Source organism: Nonomuraea sp. NPDC049269 (assembly GCF_043197155.1).
Lineage (GTDB): Bacteria > Actinomycetota > Actinomycetes > Streptosporangiales > Streptosporangiaceae > Nonomuraea.
In genome coordinates this window covers 17,177-31,114 of the sequence record NZ_JBICSO010000007.1, presented here as the reverse complement: position 1 = coordinate 31,114, position 13,938 = coordinate 17,177, and the positions used below count along the sequence as shown (strand labels likewise).

The following is a 13,938-nucleotide window of genomic DNA, read 5'->3' as shown; positions in this document are numbered from 1 at the left end:
CATGCCCTTCTCGGACTACAAGACCGCTCTGGTGACCGGCGCCTCCACCGGAATCGGGGCGGTGGTCGTCGAGCGCCTGGCGAAGCGGGGGCTCGACGTCCACGCCGTGGCCCGCGACGCCGAGCGGCTCGGCGACCTGGCCCGGCGTACGGGATGCACGCCGCACGCCGTCGACATCACGGACACCGCCGCACTGACCGAGGCTCTGCGGGGGATCGACGTCGACGTCCTCGTCAACAACGCGGGGGTCTCCCGCCCGGGGAACATCCTGTCGGCCGACGAGTTCGCCATCGACGAGCAGGTGGCGGTCAACATCCAGGCGGTGCTGCACCTCGTACGCCTGATCATGCCGGGCATGGTGGAACGCGATCTCGGCCACATCATCAACATCAGCTCGATCGCCGCCGTCTACAACTTCGGCGGCAACACGATCTACCACGCCACGAAGGCGGCCGTGCACACCCTGTCCCGTCAGCTCCGCGTCGACGGGTACGGCCGCCGGATCCGGGTCACCGAGATCTGCCCCGGCCGGGTGGAGACGGAGATCTTCGGCCGGCTGCTCGGCGACATGGAAGCGGCCCAGCGCCTGTACTACGACGGGTACGAGTCGCTCAAGCCGGAGGACATCGCCGACGCGATCGACTACGCCATCGGCTCGCCCCGCCATGTGAACATCGGGCACCTGGAGATCATGCCGACCTTCCAGGTGCCCGGCGGCCTCAACTTCGAAAGGCGGGCCGACTGACATGGCACTGGCGCAGCGGGTGAACCGCATCAAACCCTCGCCCAGCACGGCCGCGGCCCAGCGCGTACGCGAACTCAAGGCGCAGGGCCACGAGATCCTCGACCTCACGGTGGGCGAGCCCGACTTCGACACCCCCGACCACGTCAAGGCCGCCGCGATCGAGGCGATCGCGCGGGGCGAGACCAAGTACACCCCCGTCAACGGAACCCCGCAGCTCAGGGCGGCCATCGCCGACAAGCTCGCCCGGCGGCACGGACTGCGTTACCCCACCGACCGGATCACCGTGGGCGGCGGGGCGAAGCAGATCATCTTCCTCGCCCTGGCGGCCACGCTGGACGCGGGGGACGAGGTCATCGTCCCGGCACCGTACTGGGTCTCCTACCCGGACATGGTGCTGGCCAACGACGGCACACCCGTCGTGGTCCCGTGCCCGGAGGCCGACGGCTTCAAGCTGACGCCGCGACGGCTGGAATCCGCGATCACCGACGCGACCCGCTGGGTCATCCTCAACGCCCCGAACAACCCCACGGGCGCCGCCTACACCACGGACGAACTCCGCGCGCTCGCCGACGTGCTGCTCGCCCACCCGCACGTCATGGTGCTGACCGACGAGATCTACGACGAGATCTCGTATGAGCCGGAGCTGCCCAGCACCCTGGCCGCGGTCGAACCGCGCCTGGCGGACCAGGTGTTCCTCACGAACGGCGTCTCCAAGACGTATGCCATGACCGGCTGGCGGATCGGCTACGGCGTGGGTCCGGCGGAGCTGGTCGGGGCGGTCAACAAGCTGCAGTCGCAGATCTCCTCGTGCCCCTCGTCGATCAGCCAGGCGGCCGCCACCGCCGCGCTCACCGGCGACCAGAGCTTCATCGGTGACTGCGTCGCCGTCTACCGGGCCCGGCGGGACGAGACGGTCAAGATGCTGACCGGCGTCCCCGGCCTGACCTGCACCGCGCCGAGCGGCGGCTTCTACGTGCTCGTGGGATGCGCCGCGCTGCTCGGCGGCCGGACCCCGGCCGGCGAAGAGATCCGTACGGACGAGGAGTTCGCCCGCTATCTGCTGGAGTCGCAGCAGGTGGCGGTGATCCACGGATCCGCCTACGGAGCGCCAGGCTACTTCCGCGTCTCCTTCGCGACGTCGAGCTCCGTCCTGACCGAGGGCTGCGAGCGCATCGCCCGCGCCTGCGCCGACCTTTCCTGATCTTGGAGTAGGAGACTCATGCTGCGTGTCAACACGAAGTTCGACCGCCCCGATCCGGCGCTGGTCGAGCGGCTGAGCGCGTATTCGTCGGCCACCATTCACGAGGCGCAGGGCCGGCTCGGCGCCCTGAGCTCCACGATCAAGCCGGTCGACGACGCCATGTCGCTGTGCGGACCCGCCTTCACCGTGCGCTGCGCCCCCCGGGACAACATCATGCTCCAGGTCGCCATCGCGCACGCTCAGCCCGGCGATGTCGTCGTGGTGTCCGCCGGCGAATATGCGGAGGCCGGCTCCTTCGGCGACGTACTGGCCAACGCCTGCGTGGCCAAGGGCCTGGGCGGGCTGATCACCGACACGGGCGTCCGCGACACCCGGGAACTGCGCGAACTCGGCTTCCCGGTGTTCTCCTTCAGCGTCTCCATCAAGGGCACGGTCAAGGAGACCGTCGGTCCCATGGCGGAGCCCGTGCTGATCGGCGGCGAGATCGTCCGTCCTGGCGACGTGGTGCGAGGTGACGCCGACGGCGTCGTGGTCGTCCGGCGCGAAGACGTGGGCGAAGTGGTGCGGAAGTCGCAGGAGCGCGTCGACGCCGAGGCCGGGTACATCGCCGCCTACCGTGCCGGAAAGAGCGTCATCGAGGTCAGCGACCTCGCCGCCGTCCTCGAAGCGAAGGGACTGGTCATCGACGATTAGGATCTTTTCGTATGTTATTTGCCCGACTGTCGGAAAGGCCGCAATGATCCACCCCCTCAGTCGGCGGTCCGCTCTGCTGGGTGCCGCGGCCGTGGCCGGCCTGGCCGTGTGGGAGAGACCGGCAGAGGCGGTCGGCGCCGCCGCGTTCGACGCCGCGCGTGAACGGTGGGTGAGCCTGCTGGCCGGCGGGTCGTACGACGCCGCCTACCCCGACAAGACGCGGGCGGTCGAGGGCTCGGCCAACGCGGTGCTGCGCAAGCTGAAGCCCACCCCCGGCCGCCCGAGCCTGTGGCCCGACCTGCCGCTCGACGACCCCCGGACGGGCAACTTCAACCGCGCCTACAACCGCATGCGCACGCTGGCGCTGGGCTGGGCCACGCCGGGCACCGTCATGCACCGGGACGGTCAGGTCGCCGAGACCGCGGTCATGGCGCTGGACTTCCTGTACGAGCACGCCTACCACGAGGGGCTCAAGCGGCGGGACAGCAACTGGTACTGGTGGGAGATCGGCGTCCCCCGCGCGCTGACCGACACCTGCGCCCTGCTGTACGACGGCCTGCCCAAGGACCACCTGGAGCGCTGGCTGCGCCCCTTGCACCGCTGGTGCCCCGACCCGGAGCGCCGCGTCAGCCACCCCGGCGTCGTCGAGACCGGCGCCAACCGGGCGGGCAAGGCCACGGCGGTGGCGATCCGCGGATTACTCACCCACGACGCACGCCTGATCAAGCGGGCCCGGGACGCGGTCTCCGACCTGCTGCGGCCGACCAGGGGCCCAGGCGACGGCTTCTACCGTGACGGGTCGTTCATCCAGCACGACGTGTACGCCTACACCGGCAGCTACGGCGTGGACTACCTGGAGAGCGTGGCCAAGCTGATCGCCGTGCTCGCGAGGTCACCGTGGGAGATCACCGGAATCGGGAACGTCTACGACATCGTGGATCGCTCGTTCGTGCCGTTCATCTTCGACGGGCTGATGATGGACTGCGTACGCGGCCGGCAGATCTCGGTGCAGGGCCACCGCGACTACCACTCGGGGCAGAAGGCGGTCGAGTCCATCCTCACCTTGCTGGAGACGGCGCCCGAGCGCCATGCCCGGCGCTGGCGACCGATGGTGAAGGGCTGGCTCATCCGCAACCAGGTCGGCCCCGTCGGCACGCTCGCACCACTGGCGAGCATCGCGGGGGCCAAGGCCCTGCTGGAGGACCCGTCGGTGCCGGTCGGCCCGCGCATGACGGGCACGTACGTCTTCGCCGACATGGACCGCGTCGTGCACCGCCGTCCCACCTGGGCCTGCGCGATCGCGATGAGCTCGGAGCGCATCGGCGCGGCCGAGGCCATGAACCAGGAGAACCTGCACGGCTGGTACACCGGTGACGGCATGACCTATCTCTACACCGGCGATCTCACCCACTGGAACGATGAGCTGTGGCCCACCATCGACCCGTACCGGCTGCCGGGCACGACGGTTGACACCCGCGGACGCGCCGATCTCCCGTACGGCAAGCGCCGCCTGCCACCCACCCCGTGGGCGGGCGGTGTGGCACTCGACGGCGAGTACGGCGTGGCGGCCATGAAGCTGATCGCCGACGGCTCCTCGTTACGGGCCAAGAAGGCGTGGTTCCTCCTCGATGACGCGGTGATCGCGCTCGGCGCCGGCATCGCCGCCTCCGATGGCCGCCGCATCGAGACCATCGTGGAGAACCGCAACACCCACGACCGGCATCCGCCGCTGACCCGGGGCGACGGCTGGATCCACCTGTCCGGTGCGGCCGGTTACGCGCTGCTCGACGGCGCCGACGCGAAGGTGATCCGCGAGCAGCGCACCGGCCGCTGGCGGGACATCGACAAGGGCGCCACCACCGGAGGCGACCAGACCCCCGTCACCAGGCACTACACGACGATCGTCATCGACCACGGCGTCGATCCGCGCAAGGCGCGCTATGCCTATGCCGTGCTGCCCGACGCCTCCATCGCGCAGACCGCGGCTTACGGCGGGCGGGTCGAGGTCCTCGCCAACTCCCGAGTGGTCCAGGCCATTTCCCGCGACGACCTGCTCGCCGCCGTCTTCTGGCGCGCGGGGACCGTCGAGACCGCCTACGGACCGCTCACCGCCGACGGCCCTTGCACGCTGCTGGTCCGCCGCGACCACAAGGGGGTACGGCTCGCGGTCTCCGACCCGTCCAGGACCGCCGACGAGGTGAAGATCAAACTGCCCTGGCCGGTGAAATCAATCAAGGAGAGCGACCGCGGCGTGCGTAAGTCCAAGCGCGCGATCAAGGTGGAGGTCGGCGGCAGCCGCGGCCACGCCCGCACGGCGGTGGTGCGCGTCTGAACCTCCGAGGGTGCTTCAGCGCTTGGACGGTGCCAGATGGGCGCGCTCTCCCTGCGCGCCGAACAGGGTGAGCAGCTCCGCGGGCTGGTTGTCGGCGCTGCCGATCCAGTGCGGTACGCGGGTGTCGAACTCCGCGGCCTCGCCGGCGCCGAGCCGGAACTCCTGCTCGCCGAGCACGAACCTGACATGTCCGTTGAGGACGTAGAACCACTCGTATCCCTCGTGGGTCCGCATGCGCATCGCCGGCGCTCGGCCGGCGGGTGGATAGATCACCTTGTAGGCCTGGATGCCACCGGCCCGCCTGGTCAGCGGCACCATCACCAGCCCGGCTCGCCGCACTGGCCGCAGGTGGATGCGCGGGTCGCCGGTGGGCGGCGCCGCGACGAGATCATCGAGCGGGACGCCGTGCGCCCGGGCCAGCGGCAGGAGCTGCTCCAGCGTGGGGCGGAGCTTGCCGTTCTCGAGACGGGACAAGGTGCTCGCCGTGAGGCCGGTCTCGGTTGCCAGCGCCGCCAGCGTGGCGCTCCGCGCCCGGCGCAGGGCACGCAGCCGCGGCCCGACTCCGGCCAGGACATCTTCTTCGGGGTGATCCATGCCCCCGATAATGCGGATCCGCAACTTTTCTTGCAAGGGGGAAACCGCGGCGGCGATGCTCTTCGCACATCACCGGCGTCGAAGGGACAACGCAGATGGATTCCGCCCGACTACCCACCGAGGACGCCGAACTGTTCTGGGAACGGCACTACCGCACCCGGCGTACCTGGGACGCACACGTGAACGCGCTGCTCGCCGAGACCGCCGCTCCACTGCGTCCCGGCGCCGCCCTGGATCTGGGCTGCGGCGCCGGCGGCGACGCCATCTGGCTCGCCCGGCGAGGCTGGCACGTCACGGCGGTGGACATCTCCACCACCGCCGTCGAACGGGTGCGGGAACGCGCCCGTGAACTCGGCGTCGCGGACCGGGTCGCCACCGAACAGCACGATCTGGCCCGAACCTTCCCGGACGGAGAGTTCGATCTCGTCTCCGCCCAGTACTTCCAGACCCCGTTCCCGCTGCTCCGCGGCCGAGTCCTGCGCACCGCCGCACGGGCCCTGCGCCCCGGCGGTCTGCTGCTGATCGTCGACCACGGCTCCACCGCGCCCTGGTCGTGGAACCAGGACCCCGACATCCGCTACCCCACACCCACCGAGATCGCCGCCGAACTCGATCTCGACCCCGCGCACTGGCCCGTTCTGCGCGCCGACATGCCCCGCCGCCAGGCCACCGGACCCGCTGGTGAGACCGCGACGGTCATCGACAATGTCCTGCTCATCCAGCGATCCGCCGGACCGGAGTGACCCGATGCCAGAGAACCCATCCAGGACGAGGGCGAAGGACACCAAGCCTCCGCGGACCGGCGCTGACGAGAAGGCCACCCTGCGGGGCTTCCTCGACTATCTGCGGAACTCGATCGCGGACAAGGTCACGGGCGTGCCGGAACCGCAGGTCCGAACGGGCGGCGTGCCCTCGGGCACCAACCTTCTCGGACTGCTCAAGCATCTGGCGTACGTCGAACGGTTCTACTTCCTCGGTGAGGACGCCGGCGACTGGGGCGCGACCATGCGGCCGTCCGCGGAGGACACCATCGACGGCGTGCTCGCCGACTACCGGAAGACCGTCGAGCGAGCGAACCAGGTCATCGACGCCTGCCCAGACCTGACCCTGCCCGCCCCGCGACCCTCGCGCCCAGGTCCGGCACCATCGATGCGCTGGGTCCTGGTGCACATGATCGAGGAGACCGGCCGGCACGCCGGCCACGCCGACATCCTCCGCGAGCGGATCGACGGATCCACCGGCCGCTGACAAGCCGGCCGATCTCCGGTCGCCGATCTACTCGACGAGTTTTCCGACGGTCGAGACCTCGCGCATGAGCGCCGCGATCTCGCCGGGAATCGGCGGGATGGCCTCCTTCTCCACCGATCCGGGACCGGACCACACGAGGTTGACCTGCAGCGCGGGGTCGAGCTCGGGATAGTCGGAGCGGTTGTGGCAGCCGCGGGTCTCGCGGCGCTCCAGTGCGGTCTCGATCGTCGCCCGGGCGGCCAGCGCCGCGGACTTCAGGTCGAAGGCGTGGGCCAGGTCCTGGAAACCGGCGAGGTCCGGGTGCACGCCGACGTCGGCGATGCGCGCCCGTACCGCGGTGAGTTCGGCGAGGCCTTTGCGCAGGCCGCTCTCGTCGCGCACCACGCCGGCGTACTCGGTCATGATGTCGCGGAGGGAGCGCTGCAGTGAGCGCACGTTCTCGGGGCCGTCGGTGGCGAGGAGTTCGTCCACCTCCGCCCGCGCCGCGTCGAGTGCCTCGGCCGAGCGGCGCTGGGCGTCGAGGGCCGCGGAATACTCGGCCGCCGCCTGTCCGACGATGCGGCCGAAGACGAGCAGTTCGATGAGGGAGTTGCCGCCGAGGCGGTTGGCGCCGTGCAGGCCGCTGGCCGCCTCTCCGATCGCGTAAAGGCCGTCGACGCCCGTGCTGTGGTCCTCCGGCCGCACCCAGACTCCGCCCATCGAGTAGTGCGCTGTCGGGGCGATCTCGATCGGCTCCTTGGTGATGTCGAGCATCTGCAGTTCCAGGAGCGTCTGGTACACCCGCGGCAACCGCGTCATGATCGTCTCGCGCGGCAGGTGGGACACGTCCAGCCAGACGCCGCCGTTCGGAGTGCCGCGGCCTTCTTTGATCTCGGTATAGGCGGCCAGTGAGACGCGGTCGCGCGTGGACAACTCCATCCGTTCAGGGTCGTACCGTGACATGAAGCGCTCGCCGAGCTGGTTGCGCAGGATTCCGCCCTCGCCCCGGGCCGCTTCGGACACCAGGGTGCCCGCCGCGTTTTCGGGTGCGATGAGACCGGACGGGTGGAACTGCACCAGCTCGGCGTCGCGGATGCGACAGCCGGCCAGGACGGCGAGGCGGAAGGAGTCGCCGGTGTTCTCGTCACGCCGGGAGGAGGTACGCCGCCAGATCCGGGTGTGGCCGCCGGCGGCCAGGATCACCGCGTCGGCATGGATGACATAGCGGCTGCCGTCGGTCAGGTCGAACCCGTACGCGCCGAAGACCGCGTTGTCGCGGACGAGGAGGCGCGTGATGTACACGGTGTCGAGGACGGGGACCTCCAGTTGCGCCGCCCGGTTGATCAGGGTGCGCTGGATCTCCAGCCCGGTGTAGTCGCCGGCGAAGGCGGTGCGCCGGTAGGTGTGGGCGCCGAAGAAGCGCTGCGAGATCCGCCCGTCCTGCTCGCGGGCGAACGGCATGCCCCAGCGCTGGAGGTCTTCGATACCCTGCGCGGCCCCCTCGGCGACAATTCGCACCGTGTGCGGGTTGGCCAGGAGGTAGCTCTCTTTGAGGGTGTCCGCCGCGTGCTGTTGCCAGCTGTCCTCGGGGTCCATCGTGGCGAGCGCCGCATTGATGCCACCGGCCGCGAGCGAGGTGTGCGCGTCCGTCTTCGGCCGCTTGCCCACGGCGAGGACGTCGACGCCGCGCTCGGCGAGTTCGATGGCGGCTCGCAGCCCGGCTCCTCCCGTGCCGATGACCAGGACTGATGTTGCGATCCGGTGCTCTGGCGCGTGCATGGTGCTCCTCTGACCACGTCGAAGAAAACGATTCCTGAAAACAAGACCGGGTAGCGGTGTGGTTTGTGACTCGATGTCCGCGTATCCCGTCGGGAACGGCGGTCTACCTTGCGGGGGTTCCGGGCCATGACAGCGCGCTTCCGGTGCGGCCCCCAGCGGCCGCGCCCCAGATCGTGACCGCTACCAGCACGACGCAGCCGGCCGCGATCAGCGCGACCACGGCGGCCACCCCGATCCAGGGCGCCGCGAGCGGGAGCAGCAGGACGACTGCGGCGCAGCTCAGAGCAGCGGCGGGAAAGATGACGGGCGCCGCGGCGACCAGCGCGTGGACCGCCCACAGCAGAGCGAGACACACCCCGACCGGGATGGCTACCGCGTAGCCGAGCGCCAGCGGTGATGCCGCGACGTCGTGCCCGGTCTGCTCCACCGCCACTTCGAGCCCGGCGCCCAGCGCCGCCAGGGCCGCGAAGATGCCATAGTGGCCGTACCCCCACAGGTACGACCGATGACGGCGGTCACTGAGACCTTCCCCCGCCTCCACGAGGAAGTACAGCCACCAAAGGGCGAACAACAGGACGAGACCGGAGCCGGCGATCACGAGGAAGGGACCGCTGATCTCACCCGCTTCGAGCGCTCCCTCGACTCCTCTGCTCGCGGCCAGGACACTTTCACCGAGCAGAATGATCGTGAACAGGCCGTAACGCTCGGCGATGTGATGCGGATGCCAGTTGGTGGCCCTGGCCCGCTCCGCCCACCGGGGCACCGCGAGTTCCCCGATGACCAGGCAGAGGAAGAACGGCAGCTGGAAGGCCGAGGGCAGGATGCCTGCCTCCACGAGGACCAGCCACAGCACCCAGCCCAGCTGCGCGATGCTGATGCCGGCGGCGTAGCGCAGTGCGGTGCGGCGGCGCGCCGGGTCTTCGATACCGGCCCGCAACCACTGGGTGACGAGCCCGACCCTCATGATCAGGTAGCCCAGGGCGATGAACCTGTAGTCGGAGTGCCCGGCCGCGGCGGGCACACCGGCGGCGAGCACCAGCACACCGGCCATCTGCACCATGGTCAGCAGCCGGTAGGCGACATCGTCGGTGTCGTAGGACGAGGCGAACCAGGTGAAGTTCATCCACGCCCACCAGATCGCGAAGAACACCTGCAAGAACGGGACCAGCCCGGCCAGGCCATGACCATCGGCGATGCCGTGCGCGAGCTGCGCGGTGACGGCCGCGACCGCGACCACGAAGGTGAGGTCGAACAGGAGCTCCAGCGGGCTGGAGACGCGATGCGGCTCATCGATGGCACGAGCGCTCATCCGGACCCGGATCCGGATGGTGCTGCTGGCTGGTGGCAAGGTCCCGCTCCTGTCGCTCCGTGAGTCCCTCCTGCCTGAAGACAGGGCAGCACGCCGATTTGTGACAACGCGCCGCAGGTCGCCGTCCCCGTGCACCGGCCAGGGATATGACCGGGCGTTCTACGGGCGCGATCGGCACCCGAGCCGGGCGAGGGTGGCTATGTCACTGAGCCGGGCCTGGAGAACGAGGAGCCGGTCCCGGCGGTCCAGGCCACCGTGAGGGGGGAAGATCGTCATGCGCTCGTGCAGCGTCGATGTCGTGTCGGAATCAGGCTCGTCGGCGGCGGACTTCGAAAACCTCCGTTCTCGACTGTTCGGGATCGCGTACCAGCTGCTGGGTCGTGCGGCCGACGCCGAGGACGTCGTTCAGGACGTGTGGGTCCGCTGGCAGGGCGCGGACCGAGCGCGGGTCCAGAATCGGGTCGCGTTCCTCGTGACCATCACGACGCGGCTGGCGCTCAACGCGGCGACCTCGGCCCGCGCTCGTCGCGAGGTCAGTGTCGGGGGATGGCCACCGAAGCGTGATCTCGCATCCCTCGATCCCGTGCTGGAAGCAGAACGCGGTGAGGGGGTCGAGCTCGCGGTACAGCTCCTGATGGAACGGCTGTCCCCCGTCGAACGCGCCGTTTACGTGCTTCGCGAGGCGTTCGACTATCCGTTCCGCGAGATCGCCGAAGTACTCGAGCTCAGCGAAGCCAACGCGCGGCAACTGGCGCGCCGGGCGCGCAAGCATCTCGCCGAACGACCGCGCAATCCGGTCGATCCAGCGGAGCGAGATGGGCTGTTCGACGCCTTTCTCGGTGCGGCGCGAGCCGGCGACATGGCGCGTCTCATCGACCTGCTCGCCAAGGGCCATCTTTCGATCCGCCCCCAACGGGGATGGGCCACCTAGGCGAATTGTCCGGACCGTCCCCTCGCAGGGCATAATTGGGCTGACCCTAATCGACCAGGGTCTGTCCCACTTGACCTGCATGGTGGTGGTGAATGTCGAGCAGCGCTCCTCGGCGCGGTCTGCGTGGCAGGCGTGGCGAGTGTGAAGCGCTGGATCGGTTGGTCGCGAGCGCCAAGGCGGGTCAGAGTCAGGTACTGGTGCTGCGCGGCGAGGCGGGAGTCGGCAAGTCCGCCTTGGTGGAGTACCTGGTGGGGAGCGCTAAGGGATACCAGATCCTGCGGGCTGCCGGTGTCGAGTCCGAGATGGAGCTGGCGTTCGCCGGGTTGCACCAGCTGTGCGGGCCGAAGATGGGGCAGCTCGATCGTCTCCCCGGCCCGCAGCGTGATGCCTTGGCCATCGCGTTCGGCCTGAGCGCGGGGAGCGCTCCGGACCGTTTCCTGGTCGGGTTGGCGGTGCTCAGCCTGTTGGCCGAGGCGGCGGAGGAGCAGCCGCTCCTCTGCGTGGTGGACGACGCTCAGTGGCTCGATCGGGTCTCCGCGCAGACGCTGGCCTTCGTCGCGCGCCGGCTGCTCGCGGAGCGGGTGGCGGTGGTGTTCGCCGCGCGTGCGTCGCCGCTCGGTCAAGGCGATGATCAGTTGCTGGGGCTGCCGGAGCTCGTGATCCGGGGCCTGCGCGACGACGATGCGCGCGCGCTCCTGGATTCGGTGGTCCCCGGGCGGCTGGACGAGCGGGTCAGAGACCGAATCGTCGCCGAGACCCGCGGTAATCCCCTGGCCCTGCTGGAGTTGCCGCGGGGGTTGACGGTGGCGGAGCTGGCCGGTGGGTTCGGGCGTCCTGACGCGCGGCCCCTGGCGAGTCAGATCGAGCAGAGTTTCCTGCGGCGTATCGGGTCGCTTCCGGGTGCGACGCAACGGCTCCTGCTGGCGGCGGCCGCCGAGCCGGTGGGGGACGTGTCGTTGCTGAGGCGGGTGGCCGAGCGGCTCGACATCGGGGCGGACGCCGCGGCGGTGGCCCAGGCGGCGGGGCTGATCGAGTTCGGCACACCGGTGCGGTTCCGTCATCCGCTGGTACGTTCGGCCGCTTATCGCGCGGCGGATCCTGGAGAGCGCCAGGACGTCCATCGTGCGCTGGCCGAGGCAACCGATCCCGCGTCCGACCCGGATCGCCGAGCCTGGCATCGCGCCCACGCGGCGGTCGAACCCGACGAGGCCGTGGCCGGCGAACTGGAGCGCTCAGCCGACCGGGCCCAGGCGCGCGGCGGTATCGCGGCGGCGGCCGCGTTCCTGAAGCGGGCGACCGAGCTGACGCCTGATCCGGCCATACGCGGAGCGAGGGCGGTGGCCGCGGCGCAGGCCACCTTCGAGGCCGGCGCCCCGGATGCGGCGCTCGAGCTCCTCGCCGCCGCGGAGATGGGTCCGTTGGACGAGCTCCGGCGCGGGCGGCTGGCCCGGCTCCGCGCCCAGATCGTCTTCGCGCGCAGACGCGGCGGCGATGCTCTGCCGCTCCTGCTCGACGCGGCCGGCCGACTGGAACGGGTCGACGACGGGCAGGCGCGTGAGGCGTACCTCGAAGCGGTCGGAGCGGCGATCTTCGCCGGCCGCCTCAACGGACGCGGCGGAGTGCGGCAGGTGGCCGAGGCCGCCCGCGCCGCACCGCGGGGACCGCGACCACCACGGCCGGCGGACGTACTTCTCGATGGCCTGGCGACGTGGTTCGCCGAGGGCTACGTCGAGGGTGCGCCGCTGTTGAAGCGCGCTCTGCGGGCGTTTCGGCGGGACGCCGGACGCAACGGGGACGACATCATGCGCTGGCTCTGGCTGACCTGGCTGGTCGCCGCCGACATGTGGGACGACGAGACATGGCATGAACTGACCACGCACGCGGTCCGGACGGCTCGCGAGGCCGGCGCGCTCAATTTCCTTCCCCTGGCCCTCACCTACCGCGCTTCCGTGCACGTGCACGCCGGAGAGTTCGACGTGGCCTCGGCATTGATCGAGGAGTCCGACGCGATCACGGAGGCGACCCGCAACTCGCCGCTCGGTTACTCTTCGCTCCTGCTCGTCGCCTGGCGTGGCGAGGATGCCCAGGCGGCGGCGCTGATCCAGGCCAACGCCCGAGACGCGGCCTCCTGGGGTGAGGGGCGAGCGATCGGTTTGGGCGCCTACCTGATCGCGGTGCTGAACAACGGCCTCGGTCAGTACCAGGCCGCCCTGGCCAGCGCGGAACGGGCGTGTGAGCACGAGGATCTGGGAGTCTACGGTTTCGCTCTCGTCGAGCTCGTCGAGGCGGCCGCCCGCTGCGATGTCCCCGAGGCGGCCGAGGCTGCCCTGCGACAGATCGAGGAACGAGCCGGCGCCGGCGGCACGGACTGGGCACTCGGCGTTCTGGCCCGATCGAGAGCGCTGCTCAGCGAGGGCCGGGCCGCCGACGTGCTCTACCGCGAGGCCATCGAGCACCTCAAACGCAGCCGGATCGCCGTTCACCTCGCTCGCACCCACCTGGTGTACGGCGAGTGGCTTCGCCGCGAGAACCGGCGCCTCGACGCGCGCGAACAACTGCGAACCGCCTATGAGATGCTGCACCGTTTCGGCGCCCATGCCTTCGCCGAGCGCGCCCGTCGCGAACTCCTTGCCACCGGCGAGTCGGTGCGCCAGCGCGCGGTCGAGCTCCGTCAGGACCTCACAGCGCAGGAAGCCCAGATCGCCCGGCTCGCCGCCGACGGAAAGACGAACTCCGAGATCGGCGCCGAGCTGTTCATCAGCCCTCGCACGGTCGAATGGCACCTGGGCAAGGTGTTCACCAAGCTCGACGTCAACTCGCGGAACAAGCTCCGCAGAGTGCTGGCCGGCGCCTGACGGGCGGGTCAAACGATGCCTTCGGGTGCCCCAGCTCGGCCGGCAGCTCGGAGTCGAGCGCGGCCATGCTGGTGACGGCATCTCAAGATCGTCCTTGCCGTTGGGCGGCGGACGGCTGCTATCGTGTGGAAAGTTCGTGATCAGAGCTAGGAGACCAGACATGGCAGGCGACGACGACATCTCCGGGTGAGACCGGAGGTTGACCGGCCCCGGCGGGCGCTCATGATCGCCGCCGATGTGGCCTCGGTCGTCGTTTCCCGAATCCCTGTCCC

General features: G+C 70.1%; 11 protein-coding genes. 8 read left to right on the top strand and 3 right to left on the bottom strand.

The window, feature by feature from the left end:
- Nucleotide 1: 1 nt before the first annotated feature.
- Genes ACGFNP_RS35955 through ACGFNP_RS35940 form a run of 4 tightly spaced genes read left to right on the top strand, consistent with a single transcriptional unit; the run spans nt 2 to nt 4,971 of the window.
- Nucleotides 2-745: an SDR family oxidoreductase gene (locus ACGFNP_RS35955; RefSeq protein ID WP_358318118.1), complete on the top strand. Its 744-nt coding sequence runs from the start codon at nt 2-4 to the stop codon at nt 743-745.
- 1 nt (nt 746) lies between these two features.
- Entirely contained in the window at nt 747-1,946 is a 1,200-nt protein-coding gene (locus ACGFNP_RS35950; protein ID WP_393326344.1) for an aspartate transaminase, read from the top strand.
- An 18-nt stretch (nt 1,947-1,964) separates the two neighbouring features.
- Nucleotides 1,965-2,639, top strand: coding sequence for a 4-carboxy-4-hydroxy-2-oxoadipate aldolase/oxaloacetate decarboxylase (locus ACGFNP_RS35945; RefSeq protein WP_393326341.1), 675 nt, complete (start codon nt 1,965-1,967; stop codon nt 2,637-2,639).
- A 43-nt stretch (nt 2,640-2,682) separates the two neighbouring features.
- Nucleotides 2,683-4,971, top strand: coding sequence for a polysaccharide lyase 8 family protein (locus tag ACGFNP_RS35940; RefSeq protein ID WP_393326339.1), 2,289 nt, complete (start codon nt 2,683-2,685; stop codon nt 4,969-4,971).
- Nucleotides 4,972-4,986: 15 nt separating this feature from the next.
- Here the strand turns inward: ACGFNP_RS35940 and ACGFNP_RS35935 are convergent, their stop codons facing one another.
- On the bottom strand, nt 4,987-5,565 hold the full coding sequence (locus ACGFNP_RS35935; RefSeq protein ID WP_393326336.1) for a helix-turn-helix domain-containing protein: 579 nt from the start codon (nt 5,563-5,565) through the stop codon (nt 4,987-4,989).
- Nucleotides 5,566-5,660: 95 nt separating this feature from the next.
- On the opposite strand from ACGFNP_RS35935, the gene ACGFNP_RS35930 reads away from it, so the two are divergent.
- Together ACGFNP_RS35930 and ACGFNP_RS35925 are read left to right on the top strand one after the other, a co-directional pair.
- Complete coding sequence (locus ACGFNP_RS35930) at nt 5,661-6,308, top strand: SAM-dependent methyltransferase (RefSeq protein WP_393326333.1); 648 nt, start codon at nt 5,661-5,663, stop codon at nt 6,306-6,308.
- Between the two features lie 4 nt (nt 6,309-6,312).
- Nucleotides 6,313-6,813, top strand: a complete 501-nt coding sequence (locus ACGFNP_RS35925; protein ID WP_393326330.1) for a DinB family protein — start codon at nt 6,313-6,315, stop codon at nt 6,811-6,813.
- 27 nt (nt 6,814-6,840) lie between these two features.
- On the opposite strand, the gene ACGFNP_RS35920 is transcribed toward ACGFNP_RS35925, so the two are convergent.
- Complete coding sequence (locus tag ACGFNP_RS35920) at nt 6,841-8,571, bottom strand: L-aspartate oxidase (RefSeq protein ID WP_393326327.1); 1,731 nt, start codon at nt 8,569-8,571, stop codon at nt 6,841-6,843.
- A gap of 103 nt (nt 8,572-8,674) precedes the next feature.
- Nucleotides 8,675-9,880, bottom strand: a complete 1,206-nt coding sequence (locus tag ACGFNP_RS35915; protein ID WP_393326324.1) for a low temperature requirement protein A — start codon at nt 9,878-9,880, stop codon at nt 8,675-8,677.
- A gap of 274 nt (nt 9,881-10,154) precedes the next feature.
- On the opposite strand from ACGFNP_RS35915, the gene ACGFNP_RS35910 reads away from it, so the two are divergent.
- Nucleotides 10,155-10,811, top strand: a complete 657-nt coding sequence (locus ACGFNP_RS35910; RefSeq protein ID WP_393326321.1) for a sigma-70 family RNA polymerase sigma factor — start codon at nt 10,155-10,157, stop codon at nt 10,809-10,811.
- 92 nt (nt 10,812-10,903) lie between these two features.
- Nucleotides 10,904-13,666, top strand: a complete 2,763-nt coding sequence (locus tag ACGFNP_RS35905) for an AAA family ATPase (protein ID WP_393326318.1) — start codon at nt 10,904-10,906, stop codon at nt 13,664-13,666.
- The last annotated feature ends 272 nt before the right edge of the window (nt 13,667-13,938 follow it).